A 20,012-nucleotide genomic window follows, 5' to 3' on the forward strand; every position below is an offset into this window, starting at 1 on the left:
CTCCAAAAATGAGTGACCTGCATGACGGTCTGCCGTTGGCCAATGTCAAGGCCAATACCATCACGATGGTATTCAAGCGCTTTGTCGAACCAGCCCTGATCGTGGCTTACCTGTGGGTGCTGGTGCGCCTGCACGGTCATGCATTCAACGGGGATTATTGGGTGCTGGCCATCATGGCGTTTTTCCTCTCCTCCTATTTCTTCACCGAATTCCACGAGCGGCGTCTGCGCCGCAACCCCAAGGGGCCGTCGATCATTTCGCCCGTCCTGGACTGGCTGGCGGTGGCAGCGGTGCTGGTCGTGGTGGCGTATATCTGTGAGTTCTATCAGCAGTTTTCGCTGCGCGCGATTTTCTTCTGGGTGGTCACCACGCCGGTGGGCCTGATCATCTCCCAGCAATTGCAGTCGCGCGTGATGCGCGACTTGCACAGCAAGGGAGAAGTGCGCAAGGCCATCATCATCGGTGTCAATCCGGCCGCGCTGAAGCTGGCTGATCGCGTCGAGAAATATCCTTCGCTGATGATCAAGCTGATGGGATTCTTCGACGACCGCGAGCTCAATCGCCAGCCGGCAGGTACCTTCACGCCGCTGCACGGCAAGATGTCGGACGTGGCTGCGTACGTGCGCGAGAACAACATCAACATGGTCTACATCAGCATGCCGATCTCGGCGCAGCCGCGCGTGCTGCAGATGATCGACGAGTTGCAGGACACCACGGCCTCGATCTACTTCATTCCCGACATCTACATCTTCAACCTGATCCAGGCGCGCTTCGATTATGTCGGCGGGATGGCGGTGATGGCCATCTGCGAGACGCCCTTTACCGGTACCAACAACATCGTCAAGCGCATCAGCGACCTGGTGCTGGCCTCAGGCATCCTGCTCATGCTGCTGCCGGTGATGATGGTCATTGCCCTGTGCGTCAAGCTGACCTCGCCTGGCCCCATCATCTTCAAGCAACGCCGCTACGGGCTGGATGGGGAAGAGATCGTGGTCTACAAATTCCGCTCCATGACGGTCATGGAGGACGGCGGCAAGGTCACCCAGGCCACCAAGGGCGACATGCGCCTGACCAAGATCGGCGGCTTCCTTCGCTCCAGTTCGCTGGATGAATTGCCGCAGTTCTTCAACGTGCTGCAGGGACGCATGAGCATCGTCGGTCCGCGCCCGCACGCAGTGGCCCACAACGAGTTGTACCGCAAGCAGATCAAGGGTTACATGCTGCGCCACAAGGTCAAGCCGGGCATCACCGGCTGGGCCCAGGTCAACGGCCTGCGCGGCGAGACCGAGACGCTGGACAAGATGAAAGCGCGTATTGAATTCGACCTGGAATACCTGCGCCGCTGGTCGCTGATGTTTGACCTGTGGATCATCTTCCAGACCGTGCGCATGGTGATCAAGCGCGATAACGCTTATTGATGGACAAGGCCTTCTCGCAGGGGAGGGGCAGCAAGCACCGGCCGCGGTGGCCGGCAACAAGTGACACAGAAAAGAAGAGAGCTTGGTCAAATGAAAATCGGGAAGGCAACAGTTTCATGGCAGCACAATGTCGCGGCGAAGGCGCTGGTCTCCGCGATGCTTCTGGTGGCATTGGCCGCCTGCGGCGAGAAGAAGGCCGCGTCAGGTTCCAGCCAGGTGGTGGCCATTGTGGACGGTCAGGAAATCACCATTCACCAGGTCAATAATGAGCTGGCCAAGACCGGCGGCACGCAGGTCACCAAGCAGCTGCTTGACGGACTGGTGGCGCGTCAGCTGATGATCAACGCCGCCAGGAAGGACAAGCTCGACAACGATCCGGCCGTTGTGGCCGACATGGAGCGGGCACGCAACCTGGTGCTGGCGCAGAGCTACGTGGCCGGCAAGCTGAAAGCCCCGGTTCGCCCGTCGGATCAGGAGATCGAGGATTTCTATCGCAAGAATCCCGATTGGTTTGCCCAGCGCAAACAATATGAATTTGCCCAGTTGATCATCGCGGGGACCAGCCTCACCCCCGAACTCAACGCCCTGATGGACCAGCCCGGCAAGCGCCTGGACGATGTGGTCGGCTGGCTGGATTCGCACCGGGTGCAGTATGCGCGCCAGCAGGTGGTCAAGACTTCGGCCGATCTGCCGCAGCAGATGAATGCCAGCCTCAAGACCATGGAGCGCGGCACCATGTTCGTGGTGATCGAAGGACCGACGGCCATCCTGACCTCCTTGCAGGACGTCAAGAATGTGCCCATGACGCTGGCGGTGGCCTCGCCCCAGATCGCCCAGTATCTGGTGACCCTGCAGCAGAATCAGGCATCCGAGCAGTTGGTGGAACGATTGAAGAAGGACGCCAAGATTGAGCTCACCGAGCAGGCCAAGTCGTTCAAGGATCTGAGCGCGGCGGCCCCGGCGGACAAGGATGGCGCAGCCGCGCAGGGTAGCCCTGGCAAGGATGCTGCTTCAGCGGACAGCGAGGCGATCAAGCGCGGCGTCGCCGGTTTCAAGTAAGCATGGATCAACAACGGGCGTGCAGCGCCTGAATCAAGAACCTCAAGAACCTGATGTATTGCGGAGTAATGACGATGATGAGAAAAATAGTATTCCTGCTGATCGGTCTGATGCTGTCCAGCGTGAGCCTGCTTGCGCAGGCCGACGATATCCTGCTCGGGCCGGGCGACGTGATTCGCGTCAAGGTCTATGGCAGCGATGACCTCAGCCTGGAGACCCGCATCAGCGAAGCCGGCGTGATCAGCTTCCCGCTGGTGGGCGAAGTGAAGATTGGTGGCCTGTCCACCGCCCAGGCCGAGACCAAGATCGCCGGTCTGCTCAAGAAGGGCGGCTATCTGGTCAACCCGCAGGTGAACATTCTGGTCACCGTTCCCCAGAGCCAGATGGTGTCTGTGCTGGGACAGGTGTCCAAGCCGGGACGCTACCCGCTGGATGGCAAGCGCAACGTGGCGGACGTCATCGCGCTGGCCGGTGGCGTGACGCCTGATGGCGGCGACGCCGTGACCATCGTACGCAAGAACGGCGGTGCGGTCAGCAAGCAGCTGGTGGACATCTACAGCATCACGCACAGCGGCGACACCTCGGAACTGCCGGAGGTGCAAGCCAATGACGTGATCTATGTGGAGCGTTCGCTGCGTTTCTACATTTACGGTGAAGTGCAGCGTCCGGGCATGTACAAGCTGGAACGCGGCACCACGCTGCTGCAGGCGCTCTCCGTGGGGGGCGGCCTGACCCAGCGCGGTACCGAACGCGGGCTGGTGGTCAAGCGCCAGGTGGATGGCAAGCTGGAGGAGCTGCACTTGAACAAGGACGACCCGCTGCAGGCCGACGACGTCGTCTATGTCAAGGAAAGCTGGTTCTGATCCGGCACCCGGCTGCAACGCACATGATTTCCCATTTTGCTATCGCAAACGCCAACCAGGAGGCGTGATCCCATGAATCTTTCTCAATTTGTTCTGATCCTGCAGGCCCACCTGCGGGTGATCCTGCTGATCCTGTCGATCACCGTTCTGGTGGCGCTCGGTATCAGCCTGACCCAGTCCAAGCAATACAAGGCGACCTCGTCGGTGGTACTGAACTACAAGGCCTCCGATCCGGTGACCGGCCTGGTGGTCGCGCCCCAGGCCTTGCCCGGCTTCATGCCGACCCAGGTAGCCATCATCAACAGCCCGTCGGTGGCACTGGCTGTCGTGGACAACCTGAAACTGGCGCAACAGCCTGCGGTCAAGGCTGCCTTCGACGCCCAGAATCATGGCGATATGGATATCCGCAACTGGCTGGCCGGCGTGCTGCTGGCAAAACTGGATGCGGTGGCCTCCAAGGAAAGCAGCGTGATCGACATCACCTTCCGCGCTGATGATCCGCAGTTTGCGGCACTGGTGGCCAATGCCTTCGCGGCCGCCTACCAGCAGGTCAGCATGCAGCTGAAACTGGACCCGACCCGCAAGGCGTCGTCCTACTTCAACGACCAGACCAAGCTGTTGCGCGATGCCTATGAGCAGGCGCAAGCCAAGCTGTCGAAGTACCAGGAAGAGCATGGCATCACCAATCTGGACACCCGTACCGATGTCGAAAACAACCGCCTCAACGACCTGTCGACCCAGCTGGTGATGGCCCAGTCGGCCCTGGCCGAGGCGCAGTCTCGCAGCCGCCAGGCCAAGGCCGGTGGCGCTGCCGAATCGCCGGACGTCAATGCCAGCGGCCTGATCCAGACCCTGAAGTCCAACCTGGCCATCTCGGAAGCCCGTTTCGAGCAAGCCTCCAAGCGTCTGGGCGTGAACCACCCGGACTATCTGGCGGCCAAGGCCGAGCGTGATGGATTGCGCGCGCAGCTGGCTAATGCGAGCGCCGCCATTTCCGCCTCGGTGGGCGGCAATGCCACCATCCTGGCCAAGCGCGAAGCCGAGATCCGCGCCGATTTCGAAGCGCAAAAACGCAAGGTGCTGGAGATGAACCGCACCCGTGACGAACTCGCCGTGCTCAGCCGTGAACTGGAAAGCGCCCAGCGCGCCTACGAGATGACCTCGCAGCGCTTCGCCCAGACCAGCCTGGAAGGCCAGTCCAACCAGTCGGATATCTCGTTGTTGTCGGCCGCCGTCCCGCCGGTCAATCCGTCGAGCCCGCGCATCCTCATCAACCTGATCCTGGCCGTGTTCGTCGGCGGCATCCTTGGCGTGATGACTGCGCTGGGCCTGGAGCTGACCAATCGCCGGGTACGTTCCGAGCAGGACCTGGTGGAAGAGCTGGGGCTGCCGGTGCTGGGTTCGATCACTCGCCCGGTGACAAGCTCGTCTCGCCGCCGCTTCGGATTTGGACGCGGCAAGCCTGCCTGATCCGGGCCCGTTTTCATCGCCAATAAAAACAGATACCGCGGGAATAACATGACTACAGCAACGTTGACATTCACTGAAGGCACCTCGCTGCCGAACCGCTCCATCGGCGCCATCCTGGTCGACAGCGGCAAGCTGACTCCCGAGAATGCGGAACGCATTCTGCGTCTGCAGCGCGAGCGCGGCATGCGCTTCGGTGACGCCGCCATCCAGCTCGGCTTGCTGACGCAGTCCGATATCGATCAGGCCTTGTCGCGCCAGTTCGACTATCCCTATCTTCTCAAAGGCGAAAGCAAGGTCAGCGAGAAGGTGGTGGCGGCCTACAATCCGTTCAGCAAACAGGTGGAAGCCCTGCGTGCCTTGCGCAGCCAGCTCATGGTCCGCTGGTTCGACATCGACGGCAAGCACAAGGCGCTGTCCATCGTCAGCCCGGCCAGCGGGGAAGGGCGCAGCTTCATCGCCTCCAATCTGGCCGTGGTGTTCTCGCAGCTGGGCGAGCGTACCTTGCTGATCGATGCCGACATGCGCCAGCCCTGCCAGCACGAGCTGTTTGGCCTGGATAACCGCAACGGCCTGTCGGGCGTGATCGCCGGCCGCTGCAGCGCGGCCGATGCGCTCCAGCGCGTGCCGGATCTGCTGGACCTGTCGGTCTTGCCCGCCGGTCCGACCCCACCGAATCCGCAGGAATTGCTGGGCCGTCCCAACTTCACGCAGTTGCTGGGCGACCTGGTACAGGACTTCGATGTGATTCTGGTCGATACCCCGTCTGGCGGCCAGTATGCCGACGGCAACATGATCTCGGCACGCACCGGTGCCAGCCTGGTGGTAGTGCGCACCAACATGACCCACATCTCGGCCGTCCGTACGCTCACCGACAACCTGACCAGCGCACACGTGGCCGTCGTCGGCAGCGTCGTCAACGAGTTCTGATCTCCCGACCCTCCTGACGAGAACTGCAAGATGACTGCCCAGACCCTGCGCCCCATGCGTCAACAGCCATTCTCCGGCCTGCCCTGGCTGGTGGTGGCGGCGGGCCTGGCGGCCATGTACGTCCCCAGTTTCATTGACCTGTTCCATGGCGTGTGGGGCACCGAGCGCAATGCGCACGGCCCGATCGTGCTGGCCGTCGCGTGTTGCTATCTGTTCGTGCGGGTGCGCCAGCTGCATCAGGACGGGCTCATCGAGCGCCGTCCGGCACCCATCGCCGGCATGGTGTTCCTGTTGCTGGGCTTGCTGTGTTTCGTGCTGGGCCGCTCGCAGACCGTGCTCTTCATGGAAGCGGGATCGCTGATCCCGATCCTGATCGGCATCGTGTTGCTGCAGTTCGGGATCCGTACCTGCCGCCGCCTGTGGTTTGCCTTTTTCTTCATGTTGTTCATGGTGCCGCTACCGGCCTCGGTCGTGGACCTGCTCACCCAGCCGCTCAAGATCGGCGTCTCCTACGCCTCCGAACTGATCCTGCGTCAGTTCGGTTATCCGATCGCGCGCAGCGGCGTGATTCTCTACATCGGCCCCTACCAGTTGCTGGTCGCCGATGCCTGCGCCGGGCTGAACTCGCTGTTCACCCTGGAAGCGCTCGGCTTGCTGTACATGAACCTGGTGCGTCACCAGTCGCTGTTCCGCAATCTGGTGCTGGCGGTCCTGATCGTTCCGATTTCCTTCACGGCCAATACGGTGCGCGTCATGGTGCTGGCCCTGATCACCTATTACCTTGGCGATGCCGCCGGCCAGGGCTTCCTGCACGGGTTCGCCGGGATGCTGCTGTTCTTCGTGGCACTGGGCCTGATCATCGCGCTGGATAGCCTCTTGCGCTGGATTGCCGTGCGCCATGCGGCCTGGCGCGGGCTGCCGGCGCCCGAGGCCGTGCCGCGCCAGCGCGCCGCTGCGGCCGCGCAGGACACCACGCAGTTTTCCATGAACCTGCGGCTCTCCATTGCCGTGGTGATCGCCATGGTGGTCTCGGTGGGCCTGGTGCAGTTGCTGGTGCCGCGTGAGGTCAACGTCGTCAAGAAGGGCAACTTTGCTACCGTCATTCCCACCCAGTTCGGGCAGTGGAAGGAAGTGCCGTCGCCGTTCCTGCAAGTCAACGTGGGTCTGGAGGATGGGACTGACCGCAGCACCGACCAGCCCTACGACGACGTGCTTGGACGCACCTACGTCAACAGCCAGGGACAGATGGTCATGCTGGCGCTGGCCTACGCCAAGGAGCAGACCCAGGACGTGAAGATCCACCTGCCCGAAGTCTGTTATGTGGCACAAGGATTCGTGTTGAGCGGCAAGGAGCGGGTCGCCATCCCGGTGCGGGCGGGCAGCCAGCCCGTCATGGGCTCGCGCTTCGTTGCATCCCGCCAGAACCGGGTCGAGGCGGTCACCTACTGGGTGCGCATCGGCGATGGATTCCCCAACGGTGGCCTGGCCGCACGACTGAAGATATTTGAAGACGGCATGGCCGGCCGGATCTCCGATGGCATCCTGGTGCGCGCCTCCACCCTGGTGCAAGAGGGAGCATCGCAGGCCGACGAGTTCGCCTTGCAACAGCGTTTCCTGGAAGACCTGCAGTCAGCCGTGGGTGCGGCCAACCCCGGCCTGCTGGTGCCGGCGTGAGCGCCTGGGTGATGACCGGCGTGGAATGTTCAGCAGTCGCGCAACGGGCAAGCTCGGCTTGCAGCGAAGGACAATGAAATGAGAAAAATCAATCTGGACTTGACCCAGCTGCTCATCCTGGCAGCCGGCGTCATGGTGGCCGTGCTGGTCGGCATGGTGCTGCCGGTGGCGGCAACCTTGCTGGGCGACAGCGTCGGACGTCTGGCGGCAGTGCCGGCGCTGTTCCTGCTGGGCGCCATCTTCGTCTTCAACAAGCGCTTGCTGCTGTTGCTGATCCTGCTGCTGCGCGCCTCCGGCGACGTCGTGCTGGAGTCCACGCGGGTAGGGGCCGGCGGCGGCGGTGCCGGCCTCGGCGGGGCCATCAATGCCCTGATCATTCTGATCGCGCTGCTCTTCTTCATCGAGCGGCCGCGCCTGCTGCCGCGCAAGGCGGCCGTGGCCTGGCTGATCTTCCTGGCATGGGAGGCGGTGTGCGTAGTGGTCTCGCCCAATGCTGCCGTTGGCCTGAAAACCGCGCTCTCGCTGTGCTCCTACTTTGCCGTGTTCGTCTGCGCGTTTTATATCGTGCGCACCGAGGATGACTTCCGCTTCATGGTGCGCCTGATGATCGGCTCGTCGGTCATTCCCGCCATCTACGGGCTGGTCAGCGTGGCGATGGCCGGTGGCGTGTCCGGCGGCTTCCGCCTGCAGAGTACTTTTACGCACCCGAACATCCTGGCCTTCTACCTGACCCTGATCATTTCTCTGGGTCTGTACGTCCTGAAAAGCCCGACCTTCAAGCTGAGCCAGCTGCAGCGCTTTGCCTTCACGGGCTATCTGGGCGTGCTGATGGTCTTGCTGCTGCTGACTCAGACGCGCAGTGCATGGGCGGCGGTTCTGGTGCTGTTCGTTCTGTACGGGCTGATGTTCGAACGGCGCTACCTGATCTACCTGCTGGTGCTGTGCTGCCTGTCCTTGCTGATCCCCAGCGTGCAACAGCGGATCATGGATCTGGACGGAGGCGGTACGGTGGTAGGCAACTACGCCAAGCTCAATTCGTTCGCCTGGCGCGTGCTGCTGTGGGAGAGCGCGCTGAACTGGATGTCGCCCAGCCGCTACCTGACGGGCTATGGCGTGGAAGCCTTCGGTTACTACTCGAACGTGTTCTTCCCGCTGTCAGGCAACTTCGAGTGGAAGGCACACAATGTGTTCGTCCAGCTGATTTTCGATATTGGCGTCATCGGGCTGGTCGCCTACTTGGTGCTGTTCTATCAGGCCTTCCGGGCGCTGCTGCGGCTCTATCCCAGGGATCGGCTGGGTGCGGGCATCCTGATTTGCGCACTGGTTCAATATCTGGTCGTGTCGGCCTCCGACAACATGCTCAGCTATCTGGCGTTCAACTGGTATTTCTGGATGGCGATGGGCATGGGCTGGTCGCTCTATCTGAATGGACGGCCGGCTGATAAGGAAAGGGCGGGTCAAGCGTCGCGCCTGCCCGCAGCCCCTGCTGCCTGAGGGGCCATGATGGGTGGGCTGCGCCGTGCAGGTGCAGCCCACCGCAGCGGCCTGGCCGTTATTCGGCCTTGATCAGCTCCGCTCCGACGGTCGAAGAAGCGCCGCCGCTCTGCGCGTAAATGATCAGTTGCGGGGTGTTGGCATTCCAGACGAAGGTCGTGCTCTGGCCATTGGCCAGGTAACCGGAGTCGGTGACCACCTTGCCGACCAGCTTGTCATAGATGGTCAAGCGCAGCTTGCCGCCACCTGTGGCACGCGCTGTCAGTTTGTACTTGGCACCCATGACCGGCTTGGCCCAATCGACCGGCTGCATGCCGCGATTGGAGTAATTGACGGCAATCGTGGAAGCACTGGCGCCGGAGATCACCACCGATTGCTGCCACGAGTCGAAGGTGGCCTGGCCGCTGCCGGCTTGCAGGGTCCAGGCACCGCGCATGGAGAGCAGGTTGAGATTCTGGTTGGGCGTGAAGGCCTTGCCGTTGCCATCGATCCAGCCGCTGGCCCCGGTCACGCGGCGCAGGGCGGCACGGATGGTTTGCAGTTCGTTGGAGACGGTGGCATTCCAGCCGCCCGGGGAAGGATTGGCGCTCGATCCGATCTCGGCAAAGATGGCGAAGGGCGTGCCGTCGTTGGCGTCGATGACGTAGGCACCGTAGCGCTTGAGCGTTTCAGCGATGCGGCGCACTTCTTCGTTGGTGATCTTGGATGTGTCAAAGGAAGGCGGCAGCATCATCAGCGCGCCTTCCGGGAATGGACCGCTGTTGACCTTCGCCGCATTGACGTCGGCCGAGGTGGCCGGGAAAACGTAGGTAGGCTTGGCGCTCAGGCCGTTGTAGGTCATCGTCATGGCCAGCGCGTGCGGATAGTACTCCGGCTTGGCGGCAGCTTCGTGGATGCGGATCAGCCCGGCCGAAGCAGGAACGCCCGCCGCACGCGCGCCCTGGTAGTAATGCGCAGGATCAGGCCAGCCGGTGCCGTTCATCTTGGTCCATGCGTAGAGTCGTGCAGTCCATTTGCCGTCCTGCTGTTTCAGGCCCCAGAAGGAATGGATGATGCCGGTGGACGGGTCCGCGATATCGGCGTGAGCATCGCCGCCCGGGCCCGGCTTGGTCGCGGCCGGCCAGTGGGGAATGGTGATGTCGCGGAAGACCTCTTCGTCAGCGATCTTGAGGCTGTTGCTGCCGGTTGGCCCGGTCACGGTGACCGCCGGATCATTCGGGCTGGCGAGGAACACGCCGGTCGAGTAATCGCCGTTGGTGATCAGCGGCGAATAGGTCGATGTAGGGATGACGTCGTTGGAAAAAGTGGGATTGACCGGCCGGCTGTTCCACAGTGAATCCGCAGCGAAGGGTTTGAGGTAGCTGCCCCATTCCTGAGCCCAGACCGGTGCACTGGCCAGGGCTGTGCATCCAAGCGCCAGACATAACTGGGCTTGGCGTAGCTTGCTGAATTTTCGTTGCATGAGCATTTCCTATGAAGTAGTGGTGGTGCCGCAGGGCAAGATGCTGCCTTGGGAATCAGTCTGACGCACAAAGCGCCCAACGGTTCGGTGCCCCTGAAAAGTATAGCGAGCCTGTCGCTGTTCATGGCGTAAAAAAAGCTGAAAGCTCAGGCCAGGTTGAATGCGAACTTTTCATTTGATGGGCTCTCGAAGCGCAGCAACAAAATGTGTGCAAGTGCAGCAAATTTGTGCGGAGGATGCCGCATAATGTGAAAGATAAGGTGAGCTTTCACTCTTGATGAGACCGGTTTGGTGCCATGTGGAAATGCACATTCTGACCAAGTCGTTGACTGCCGGTTGCGTGCCACTGGCCAAACTCATCAGGAGAGCGCGGCGCCAGGGCCAGTGGCTTCTGCTGCAGGTGAAAATGCGAGCCGGGTGGTTGCGGCGAAGCCTTCGGACAGCGCCCGGCGGCACGCTGGTGGCGCAGGGCGCATGAAGGATTTTGAATCGGAAGAGACGGAAAGAGACGATGTTGATAGGACTATTGCAAACGATACTGCTGCTGTTCCTGGTGCTGCTGGCCATTCCGGTGACGGTATTGCTGGTGCAGGTGCTGGCGGCGCGGTTCGCGCGCCCCCGGTCGACGGTGCTGAGTCCGCTGCGTCCGCGCATCGCGGTGCTGGTGCCGGCCCACAATGAGGCGGGCGGGATTGCCGAGGTCATCGCCGGCATCCGTGCCCAGCTGGTGCAAGGCGACCGTGTGCTGGTGGTGGCGGACAACTGCTCCGATGACACCGCTGCCATTGCCCGCGCGAGCGGTGCCGAGGTCACGGAACGCTTTCATGATGTCTTGCGCGGCAAGGGTTATGCGCTCGACCATGGCATCCGGCAGCTGTCGCAGGATCCGCCCGACGTGGTGATCATCGTGGATGCGGACTGCTTCCTGGGTCCCGATGCGCTGGACACGGTCAGCCGCGCCGCGGTGCAGTCGGGCCGTCCGGTGCAGGCCTTGTACCTGATGCATGTGCCGCAGGAATCCGGCCCGATGCGCAAGATCGCCGAGTTTGCGTGGGTGGTGAAGAATCATGTGCGGCCCCTGGGTTTCCAGCGCCTCGGCCAACCCTGCCAGCTGATGGGCACCGGGATGGCATTTGGCTGGCAGCAGATCGGACGGGTCGATCTGGCCACCGGTCACATCGTCGAAGACATGAAGCTGGGTGTCGACCTGGCCACCGTGGGACAGCCGCCGCTGTTCTGTCCGGACGCGCTGGTCTACAGCTACTTCCCGGTCAGCGAAAGCGGTGTCAGCACCCAGCGCACGCGCTGGGAGCACGGCCATCTGAGCGTGATCCAGACCTATGTGCCCAAGCTGCTGCGGCAGTCGCTGCGCCTGCGCAATGGTGCGCTGGCGGCGCTGGCGCTGGACCTGAGCGTACCGCCGCTGGCCTTGCTGGTCATGCTCACCGGCGTGGCGTGGCTGCTGGCCTTGCTGGCCGCGCTGGTCCTGGGCGGTACGGCGGCCCTTGGGCTGGCCAGCCTGATGCTGGCCGCGCTGGTGTCGTCGGTGCTGCTGGCCTGGTCCGGGTTTGCGCGCGATGTGATCAATCTGCGCCAGTTGCTCAGCGCCGTGGGCTATGTAGCACGCAAGGTGCCGTTGTATGTGAAGTTTCTTTTCAATCGTCAGGTAGAGTGGGTGAGGTCCAAACGTGACTCTGAATGAGCCTATTGCAGTGGCGTCCGCGCCAGTGGCTGCGCAGCCCGGTGCAGTGATCGATCCGGGGCCGGATTTCTCGCGCGAGGTGTATTGCATCCTCGGTTTGCCGTTCGACCTGGTCGATGTGCAGCAAGCCTGCGCGCGCATGCATCTGGCCAGCAAGGAACGCCGCCGCTGCTTCTTGTCCACGCCCAATCTGAACTTCGTGATCGCCTGCCTGCAAGACCTGCAGTTCCGCGAAACCGTCCTGCAGAGCAACCTGTCGGTGATCGACGGCATGCCCATCGTGTGGATCGCCCGCGCCCTGGGATTGCCCTTCACCGAACGCGTCTCCGGCTCGACCTTGTTCGACGCCCTGCGCAGCACGGCTGGCCGCAATGGCGTCGATCCCATGCGCATCTATTTCTTCGGCGGCTTGCCCGGCGTTGCCAAGCTGGCCTGCGAGAAGATCAACGCCGACCGCAGCGGCATGCAGGCGGTCGGCTATGAAACCCCCGGCTTCGGCACGGTCGAGGAAATGAGCAGCCCCGAGACCATCGCGGCGATCAACCAGAGCGGTGCCGATTTCCTCGTTGTGGCACTGGCCGCCCGCAAGGGCCAGCAATGGGTGCAACGCAATCGCGATGCCCTGCAGGTGCCGCTGATGGGCCACCTGGGGGCCGTGATCAATTTCGTGGCCGGAACCGTGTCGCGTGCTCCGGTCTGGGTCCAGAAGACCGGACTGGAATGGGCCTGGCGCATCAAGGAAGAGCCGGCGCTGTGGCGGCGCTACTGGAATGATGGCCGCACCCTGCTGAAGCTGCTGTGGAGCGTCGTGATCCCGGCCGCGCGGGCGGCGCGCCGTCCGGCGCCTGCCGTCGCGCAATTTGATGCGGCCGGCATGGAACTGAAGCTGGATCATGGCACCAGTGAATTGCTGCTGAGCGGTGCCATCGGCCAGCCCAACATCGGGCGCTGGCGCTCGCTGCTGGCCCAGGCTGCGCAAGGGCCGGGGCCGGTGGTGCTGGATTGCGCGCAACTGACCTGGATCGACAGCGCCGCCGTCGGTTCCCTGATCCTGCTGTATGCAGCCTGCATGGCTGCCAAGCGTCCCTGGGCGATCATCAACCCGTCGGCGTCGCTGCGGCGGCAGTTCGAGCTGATGTGCGCACAGTATTTGCTTGAGCCCTTGCGGTGACGCCGTCCCCGCTGTCCTTATTCCTGTCCTGGACAGAGGGACTGCGGCATGAGGGATCTTCGTGCCGCGACCTGTGCCGGGCAACCGTTTTTCGATTCAACTCCATAGAGCAAGAAAGGCAAACATGAAAGCGATGATTCTCGCAGCGGGCAAGGGGACCCGCGTTCGGCCGCTGACCTACGCGCTGCCCAAACCGATGATTCCCATTCTGGGCAAGCCCGTGATGGAGTATCTGATCGAGCACCTGGTGAAATTCGGCATCCAGGACATCATGGTCAACGTCAGCTACCTGCATGACCGCATCGAGAATTATTTTGGCGAAGGCCAGCGTTTCGGCGCGCGCATCGGCTATTCCTTCGAAGGCTATGTGGATGACGACGGCCAGGTCTTCCCGGATCCCATCGGTTCGGCAGGCGGCATGAAGAAGATTCAGGAGTTCGGCGGCTTCTTTGATGAAACCACGCTGGTCATCTGCGGCGATGCGCTGATCGATCTGGACATCCATTCGGCCCTGTTCGAGCACCGCCGCAAGGGCGCGCTGGTCAGCGTGATCACCAAGGAGGTGCCGATGGAGCAGGTCTCCAGCTACGGCATCGTGGTGACCGAGCCCGACGGCAAGGTGAAGTCCTTCCAGGAAAAGCCGAAGCAGGAAGAAGCCCTGTCCAATCTGGCCAGCACCGGTATCTACATCATGGAGCCGGAAGCCCTGGAGCTCATCCCCAAGGACAAGTTCTTCGACATCGGCTCCGACCTGTTCCCGCTGCTGGTGGAAAAGCAGTTGCCGTTCTATGCCCAGAAGCGCTTCTTCAACTGGATCGACATCGGCAACGTCACCGATTTCTGGTCGGTGCTGCAGAGCGTGCTGAAGGGGGAAGTGGCGCAGATGTACGTGCCCGGTACCCAGATCCAGGAAGGTGTGTGGGTCGGACTCAACACCCGCATCGAGTGGGAAGGCACCACCATCGAAGGGCCGGTCTACATCGGAGCCGGTTCTCATATCGCAGCCGGCTCGACCATCATCGGACCGGCCTGGATCGGCCATGGCAGCCATATCTGCAGCGGCGCGAAGGTCATTCGCAGCGTGCTGTTCGAGTATACTCGCGTAGCCAGTGGCACCACCTTTGAAGACAGCGTGGTCTATGGTGCCTACAGCGTCACCCATGATGGCGCAATGAAGCATACGTCCGATCAGCCGGACGAGCAGTGGAACGACGCGCGCGACCGCCGTCTCAAACCACGGACTGGCGTGGATAACAGGAGCACCTAATGTCAATCACCAAAATCTATCCCGTCATCTTGTCCGGCGGTTCGGGAACCCGCCTGTGGCCGCTCTCGCGTGCCGCCTATCCGAAGCAGTTCCTGCCGCTCGTGAGCGAACAGACCATGCTGCAGGAGACGGTCTCGCGTGTCGGTTCCTGGCCGGAAGTCCAGGCCCCGCTGATCGTCTGCGGCAATGAGCACCGTTTCATGATCGCCGAGCAGATGCGTGAAATCGGCGTGCGCCCGCTGGGCATCATGCTCGAGCCGCAGGGCCGCAATACCGCGCCGGCCGTCGCCGCCGCCGCCTTGCACCTGCAGCGCCTCGATCCGGAGGCGGTGATGCTGGTGCTGCCGGCCGACCACGTGATCAAGGACGTGCTGTCCTTCCATGAGGCAGTCCGCCGCGCCATGGCTTCGGTGCAGCAGGGTGCGCTGGCCACCTTCGGTATCGAGCCCACGCAGCCGGAAACCGGCTACGGATACATCCTGCGCGGTGGCGCCCACGGTGCCGATACCGGCAACTTCCTGGTGGATCGCTTCGTCGAGAAGCCGGATCTGGAGACTGCCACCGGTTTCCTGAAGCAGGGCGGCTATTACTGGAACAGCGGCATGTTCCTGTTCAAGGCGCGCGATTTCCTCGCCGAACTGGAATCCCATCGTCCGCTGATCGGTGCGGCCGTCAAGGAGGCGGTGAGCAAAGCCTACAACGACCTCGATTTCTGTCGCCTGGATGAGGCCGCCTTCGCCGCGTCCCCCTCCGAGTCGATCGACTACGCCGTGATGGAAAACACCTCGCGCGCGGTCGTGGTGCCCGCCAGCATAGGCTGGAGCGATGTCGGTTCCTGGAGTGCGCTGCACGAAGTGCTGCCGGCGGATGCCGAGGGCAACGTGGTGCGCGGAGACGTTCACCTCAACCAGGTCAAAAATACCCTGGTGCGCGCGGAAAGCCGCATGGTGGCGGTGCTCGGCGTGGAAGACCTGATCGTGGTGGAAACCGACGATGCCGTGCTGGTCGCCAATCGTGAGAAGGTGCAGGAAGTGAAGGCCTTCGTCGACAAGCTCAAGAATGCCAAGCGCACCGAGCACGTCCATCACAAGCGCGTCTTCCGTCCTTGGGGCAGCTACGAGAGCGTCGATTCCGGCGAGCGCTTCCAGGTCAAGCGCATCATCGTCAAACCGGGCGAGAAGCTGTCGCTGCAGATGCATTACCATCGCGCCGAACACTGGGTCGTGGTCAGCGGCTCGGCCCTCGTCACACGCGGCGAGGAAGTCACCCTGCTCAGCGAGAACGAGTCCATCTACCTGCCTATCGGCGTGACCCATCGCCTGGAAAATCCGGGCAAGCTGCCGCTGCACCTCATTGAGGTGCAATCGGGCAGTTACCTGGGCGAAGACGACATCGTCCGTTTCGACGACGTCTACAAGCGCGCCTGAGGTCGCCGGACCGTTACCAGGGCCTGTTCACCTTAAATCTCGCAGATTCAAGGTGAACAGGCCCTGATTCTTTTGCCTTGCAGCCGGCTTCTCCGGCAGTGGCATCAGGAAACTGCATCACGCCCGATGGCTGCCATCGGGCGTTTTCTTTTGTGCTCCCGCCAACTTTCTTCTGCTTGACGCCCCCACAGCCGCCAGATTGGTGGCGATCACCGCTTGCGCATATCCTTACATGTTGCACTGCAATATGTAAATGAGGGTTTGTCAGTCTTTTGTCAGCAAATACGTACTTGGAAAACGCGAGTTTTATTAATTTGCGCGTTACTGGCTGCGGCGTCAGTGGCACGTCAGTGCGCTGTCAGTGCTTTGTCAGGAAGGGTGTTTCAAGAGGTAACAGTGCGTATAAAAACCGATCCAAGTGATTTTTTATTTGTTTCTGGACCGTTTTTTATGCGAGCATAACAATGCGTCAAGTTTGTTTTTATGACCACGAATTCTTTACTGTGCGCCGCAGCATTATGGTAAATTCCTTACCGCTCTTTACAGATGAGCTGCCGCCGTTCACAGGACTCCTGGCGTCGATGTCCGTTGCGTGCCACGCGCTTCGTGGCTCTGCCGGCTTCGTTGCCGACCTTGCGCAGCAGCTGAAGGCTTCTGCTTGTTTCTGACGCCGCTGCACGCGGTCTTCGATCCCATCAAATCCATACCCGATGTCCTTCAAAGAGATAGTCAAGTCTTCCGGAAGAACCCTGCTGACCACGGTCGGCGTGACGGTGCTCGGTTTTGCCATTTCTGTGTTGACCACGCGCATGCTGGGTCCGGAGGGGCGCGGACTGCTGTCGGGCTCATTGCTCATCATCGGCCTGTCGACGGCGCTGGGGCGCTGGGATCTGGCGTACAGCTACATCTACTTCCGCGGTACCGGGCTGTACTTCCATCAGCGGCGCTTCGTGTATCTGTCGGCGCTGGTGATCGGCGTCGGGACACTGCTGCTGGCCGCAGTAGGTGTCCGAATCAACGACAACGCCATCTTGCACCAGCACATCGCGCTCATTACCGCCTTTGCAGTGGTCACGGGCCTGCAGAATTACCTGTTCAACCTGTCGCAGCTGGAAACCTCGCTGGCCTTCCTGAACCTGACGCGCATTTCCGGAGCGATCTTCAACCTGGCTGCGCTGGGTGTGCTGTATTGGCTGTGCCGACCAGTGCAATTCGAATACATCCTGATCGGGCAAATGGTGTGTGCGCTGGTGCTCATCGCCATGTGCCTGCAGTGGTGCCGCCTCTACCTGTTCAGCGCCCGCCCGGCACCGGCCGAGCTGGCCAGCCTGCCGCGGGCGCGCACCTCCGACATGGTTAAATACGCCTTGAACCAGCACGGCACCGGGCTGGTGGCGCTGGCCATGACCTATTTCGACAAGGTCTACCTGCTCAAGGTCGGTACCATCGAGGAGTTCGGCTACTACACGCTGGCCTTCACCACCTCGCGCCTGATCGGTGCGATCCACGAGGCGATGAATACGGCCCTCTATTCGCGCTATGCCGGCAAGGAGGAGGGGGAATTGAATTCCAGCATCAACACGGCTTTCCGCTTCACGCTCGTGCCCATGCTGGTGCTGGCAGGGATTGGCTCGGTGCTGGCCCCGTGGCTGATTCGCCTGGCTTACGGCCCCAAGTTCGACTCGGTGACGCCGAGCTTCATCATCCTGATGTTTGAATGCGTGCTGTCGGGAGCTGCCTGGACCCTGGCCCAGCGTTTCAATGCCGGCGGCAAGCCTGGCCTGATTTTGCGACGCCATGTGCTGTCGCTCATCCCGCTGGTCCTGATGCTGCCCTTCCTGCCGAAGGAGAACATCTCCGTCTATCTGGCCCTGCTGATGCTGCTGGGTGCGGTGCTGCGGATGATCATCACGCTGGCGATGTATCCCTACGTGCTCAAGCAACCGGTTCCGCGCCTGGTCCCGACCATGGCCGAGATTCGCAAGCTGGTCGGCATGATCAAGGCCCGATGGGAGCGTCGCCGCCTGGGCGGCAATGAGTCTGCCTGAGCCAGTTCCCGGGCGGGTTGCGTGCCTGTCCCGGGAGAGTCACTGCAACTGGCGGACATGAAAAAACAGCCCTCGGCGCAGTGGCGGAGGGCTGAGATCGGCTGTCTGGCTGTCTGGTGTTCAGTGAGGGGAGAGGGTAGTCTGCGCCTTGCGCTGGTTGTTCTCCAGCAGGGTTTCGACGACCTGCCATGGCTCTTCGTTGAACTTGCGTGCAAACAGCACTTCGCCACCCGGCAACGGACAGTTGTGCCGCTCCGAAGCCATCACGACGGGCTGCGCGAAATGCGCCAGGTAGGATTGCGTCAAGGTTTCCGGGCTATCCCGTTTCGGCTGCCAGTCGGTATAGGTGATGCTTGGCTGCAGATCCTTGCCATGCTCCGAATTGCCCAGGATGGTCTGGAAAAAGAATTCATCAGGGCAGTCGACATGCTTGCAGAACGACGCCAGCCGGGGGTGCCGCCGGTGGTAGTCCAGCATGTAGCGGCAAGCCTCGCCCGTCACTGCCCACCATTGGGAGCCGGCCATGGGCTGCAGTTCGCCCAGCGCCTTGCGGTAATCGCGCAGCGGCGCGTAGCGGATGATCAGGTCCTGCAACTTCCAGCGGTAACGCATGAGCGGTCTGGCCCGGCGCACCCAGTAATGGGCCAGCCGGCCAATGCGCTTGCCATATTCTTCATTGGGCATCGGGTAGGCTTCCATGAAGTTCGCATCCGCCTGGCGCTGGAAGAAATCTTCGATGTACGACCTTGGCTGGATCGGCAGGGTGCTGCCGCTGAGCAGAACTACGCGGCCGGTTTGCGGCTCGTGCTGCAGGGCCAGTTCCATCATGTTCAGGGTGGCCTGCACCAGCGAAAAATCACCCCATGCCCCGTTGATGCGCTTGTCGCAGAACAGGACCCGCGGCATCGCGCGCAGCCGTTCGAACTGCGTGATATCGGCCTTGCTGTCGATGTGCAGAACGAAAGTGGCACGCTCGCTGGAGAGTTCGGCAATCAGCCGTTCCAGTAGCCTGGGGTTGTTGTGCGCGAGGATGAGGTAGGCGATTTTCACGTGCTCTCCCGCACCAGCGTGGTCAGCGGGCTTTCGATGGTCCACTGGTTCATGTAGGTGGAGTTCTTGCCGTAGCTGTTGTCGATGACGACGTGTTTCTTGTCCATGAGGCAGGCCAGGATGTGGCCGTGCAACCGGTCGGTGACCACGCTTTCATGGTCGGCGAACACCTTGATTGCCTTCTTCACGTAGCGCCGCGAAACCGGAGCCCAGTACCACTTGGCCAGGGCGGTCAGGCCGGAATGCCAGCCGTGATGATTGAGTCGCCACTCGAGCTTCTCGAAGAGATTGATCAGCTTGCGATCTTCCCCGATGACTTCGATCCAATCGGTCGTGGTCCGGATCGACAGCTGGCGCAGGCTTTCAGGAGTGTTGGGCTTTTCCTTGTCCACACGTTGAATGCGCACGATGCCCTGGCCTTGCTTGTCCGGGGTGGCGACAGGGTAAAGCTGATGCGCCATGTCCGGAACGAGATAGACGTGGGGGGTGAACTCGTAGGCCATCTTCTGGGAAACCAGGTCACGCACGAAAAGATGCAGATCCGGGTGCCTGGAGAGATTGGCTGCCGATTGTGCCCGTGCCGCGTCGGACGAGAAGAACAGCGTCTGCGGCATCAGGATGATCTGGTTGCCGGGGAAGGCCATGATCACTTTTTCACGATCCTGGTGGATGTGGCCATAGAGGTCACCGAAGTTGCCACCCCCGTGGAATACGAGGACATCGCCAGGTTTGACCCACTCGTGCTTGAAGGAATGCGTGGTCGAGATGGTAGCGGGCTTCAGGTGATTGGTCTCGAAGAACCGCAGGGTCCCCAGCATGATGAGCAAGTCCCCGATGTTGTCGTGAATCGGGATGTCGATGTAATGGAATCGCTTCCCCTTGAGCATCCCGGCGATGATTGCGTGATGTGCCTTGAGGCCTTCCATGACTTCAGAATGCTTGTTCATTACTTGACTTTCTTGTGACGAGATCGAGAGGGG

Annotated in this window: 15 protein-coding genes; 12 read left to right on the forward strand and 3 right to left on the reverse strand. The window is 61.7% G+C overall.

Annotated elements, in window-relative coordinates; genetic code table 11:
* The first annotated feature begins 8 nt into the window (after positions 1 to 8).
* From JOD78_RS00570 to JOD78_RS00600, 7 genes are all read left to right on the forward strand, one after another.
* Complete coding sequence (locus JOD78_RS00570; protein ID WP_051057491.1) at positions 9 to 1,418, forward strand: undecaprenyl-phosphate glucose phosphotransferase; 1,410 nt, start codon at positions 9 to 11, stop codon at positions 1,416 to 1,418.
* 90 nt (positions 1,419 to 1,508) lie between these two features.
* Entirely contained in the window at positions 1,509 to 2,477 is a 969-nt protein-coding gene (locus JOD78_RS00575; protein ID WP_134135226.1) for an EpsD family peptidyl-prolyl cis-trans isomerase, read from the forward strand.
* Between the two features lie 77 nt (positions 2,478 to 2,554).
* Positions 2,555 to 3,340, forward strand: coding sequence for a polysaccharide export protein EpsE (epsE, locus tag JOD78_RS00580; protein ID WP_039786590.1), 786 nt, complete (start codon positions 2,555 to 2,557; stop codon positions 3,338 to 3,340).
* Between the two features lie 72 nt (positions 3,341 to 3,412).
* On the forward strand, positions 3,413 to 4,810 hold the full coding sequence (gene epsF / locus JOD78_RS00585; RefSeq protein ID WP_121039630.1) for a chain length determinant protein EpsF: 1,398 nt from the start codon (positions 3,413 to 3,415) through the stop codon (positions 4,808 to 4,810).
* A 48-nt stretch (positions 4,811 to 4,858) separates the two neighbouring features.
* Positions 4,859 to 5,737 carry a chain length determinant protein tyrosine kinase EpsG gene (epsG, locus tag JOD78_RS00590; protein ID WP_051156604.1) on the forward strand — a complete coding sequence of 293 codons (879 nt, stop codon included), beginning with the start codon at positions 4,859 to 4,861 and terminating at the stop codon, positions 5,735 to 5,737.
* A 30-nt stretch (positions 5,738 to 5,767) separates the two neighbouring features.
* On the forward strand, positions 5,768 to 7,411 hold the full coding sequence (xrtB, locus tag JOD78_RS00595; RefSeq protein WP_121039632.1) for an exosortase B: 1,644 nt from the start codon (positions 5,768 to 5,770) through the stop codon (positions 7,409 to 7,411).
* A gap of 78 nt (positions 7,412 to 7,489) precedes the next feature.
* Positions 7,490 to 8,905 carry an O-antigen ligase family protein gene (locus JOD78_RS00600; RefSeq protein WP_134135227.1) on the forward strand — a complete coding sequence of 472 codons (1,416 nt, stop codon included), beginning with the start codon at positions 7,490 to 7,492 and terminating at the stop codon, positions 8,903 to 8,905.
* 58 nt (positions 8,906 to 8,963) lie between these two features.
* On the opposite strand, the gene JOD78_RS00605 is transcribed toward JOD78_RS00600, so the two are convergent.
* The gene (locus JOD78_RS00605) at positions 8,964 to 10,367 is read right to left on the reverse strand and encodes an Atrophin-1 multi-domain protein (RefSeq protein ID WP_121039638.1); all 1,404 of its coding nucleotides are present in this window, start codon (positions 10,365 to 10,367) and stop codon (positions 8,964 to 8,966) included.
* Between the two features lie 511 nt (positions 10,368 to 10,878).
* Here JOD78_RS00605 and JOD78_RS00610 point away from each other — a divergent pair.
* The 5 genes from JOD78_RS00610 (at position 10,879) to JOD78_RS00630 (ending at position 17,982) form a co-directional block, all read left to right on the forward strand.
* Complete coding sequence (locus tag JOD78_RS00610; protein WP_121039641.1) at positions 10,879 to 12,069, forward strand: glycosyltransferase family 2 protein; 1,191 nt, start codon at positions 10,879 to 10,881, stop codon at positions 12,067 to 12,069.
* Between the two features lie 10 nt (positions 12,070 to 12,079).
* Positions 12,080 to 13,240, forward strand: coding sequence for a WecB/TagA/CpsF family glycosyltransferase (locus tag JOD78_RS00615; protein WP_227022622.1), 1,161 nt, complete (start codon positions 12,080 to 12,082; stop codon positions 13,238 to 13,240).
* A 133-nt stretch (positions 13,241 to 13,373) separates the two neighbouring features.
* A complete protein-coding gene (locus JOD78_RS00620; RefSeq protein WP_039788631.1) occupies positions 13,374 to 14,507 on the forward strand; it encodes an NDP-sugar synthase in 1,134 nt (377 codons plus the stop codon).
* Positions 14,507 to 15,934: a mannose-1-phosphate guanylyltransferase/mannose-6-phosphate isomerase gene (locus JOD78_RS00625; RefSeq protein ID WP_121039644.1), complete on the forward strand. Its 1,428-nt coding sequence runs from the start codon at positions 14,507 to 14,509 to the stop codon at positions 15,932 to 15,934. The genes JOD78_RS00620 and JOD78_RS00625 overlap by 1 nt, the downstream gene beginning before the upstream one ends.
* 710 nt (positions 15,935 to 16,644) lie before the next feature.
* Positions 16,645 to 17,982, forward strand: coding sequence for an oligosaccharide flippase family protein (locus JOD78_RS00630; protein ID WP_134135228.1), 1,338 nt, complete (start codon positions 16,645 to 16,647; stop codon positions 17,980 to 17,982).
* A gap of 120 nt (positions 17,983 to 18,102) precedes the next feature.
* Here the strand turns inward: JOD78_RS00630 and JOD78_RS00635 are convergent, their stop codons facing one another.
* Complete coding sequence (locus tag JOD78_RS00635; protein ID WP_158601240.1) at positions 18,103 to 19,032, reverse strand: beta-1,6-N-acetylglucosaminyltransferase; 930 nt, start codon at positions 19,030 to 19,032, stop codon at positions 18,103 to 18,105.
* Positions 19,029 to 19,979 (reverse strand): polysaccharide pyruvyl transferase family protein, encoded by a 951-nt coding sequence (locus JOD78_RS00640; RefSeq protein ID WP_158601241.1) that lies wholly within the window; start codon positions 19,977 to 19,979, stop codon positions 19,029 to 19,031. Before JOD78_RS00640 ends, JOD78_RS00635 begins: the two co-directional genes overlap by 4 nt.
* Positions 19,980 to 20,012: the final 33 nt, after the last annotated feature.

Origin of the sequence: Herbaspirillum sp. 1130 (assembly GCF_017833835.1) — a bacterium.
GTDB lineage: Bacteria > Pseudomonadota > Gammaproteobacteria > Burkholderiales > Burkholderiaceae_D > Herbaspirillum > Herbaspirillum huttiense.

Excerpts from the sequence above, each read along its gene's own strand:
- xrtB (WP_121039632.1), top strand. The coding sequence starts at position 5,768 with ATGACTGCCCAGACCCTGCGCCCCATGCGTCAACAGCCATTCTCCGGC.
- epsE (WP_039786590.1), top strand. The coding sequence starts at position 2,555 with ATGAGAAAAATAGTATTCCTGCTGATCGGTCTGATGCTGTCCAGCGTG.
- epsG (WP_051156604.1), top strand. The coding sequence starts at position 4,859 with ATGACTACAGCAACGTTGACATTCACTGAAGGCACCTCGCTGCCGAAC.
- JOD78_RS00630 (WP_134135228.1), top strand. The coding sequence starts at position 16,645 with ATGTCCTTCAAAGAGATAGTCAAGTCTTCCGGAAGAACCCTGCTGACC.
- JOD78_RS00570 (WP_051057491.1), top strand. The coding sequence starts at position 9 with ATGAGTGACCTGCATGACGGTCTGCCGTTGGCCAATGTCAAGGCCAAT.
- JOD78_RS00610 (WP_121039641.1), top strand. The coding sequence starts at position 10,879 with ATGTTGATAGGACTATTGCAAACGATACTGCTGCTGTTCCTGGTGCTG.
- JOD78_RS00640 (WP_158601241.1), bottom strand. The coding sequence starts at position 19,979 with ATGAACAAGCATTCTGAAGTCATGGAAGGCCTCAAGGCACATCACGCA.
- epsF (WP_121039630.1), top strand. The coding sequence starts at position 3,413 with ATGAATCTTTCTCAATTTGTTCTGATCCTGCAGGCCCACCTGCGGGTG.
- JOD78_RS00620 (WP_039788631.1), top strand. The coding sequence starts at position 13,374 with ATGATTCTCGCAGCGGGCAAGGGGACCCGCGTTCGGCCGCTGACCTAC.
- JOD78_RS00625 (WP_121039644.1), top strand. The coding sequence starts at position 14,507 with ATGTCAATCACCAAAATCTATCCCGTCATCTTGTCCGGCGGTTCGGGA.
- JOD78_RS00605 (WP_121039638.1), bottom strand. The coding sequence starts at position 10,367 with ATGCAACGAAAATTCAGCAAGCTACGCCAAGCCCAGTTATGTCTGGCG.
- JOD78_RS00600 (WP_134135227.1), top strand. The coding sequence starts at position 7,490 with ATGAGAAAAATCAATCTGGACTTGACCCAGCTGCTCATCCTGGCAGCC.
- JOD78_RS00575 (WP_134135226.1), top strand. The coding sequence starts at position 1,509 with ATGAAAATCGGGAAGGCAACAGTTTCATGGCAGCACAATGTCGCGGCG.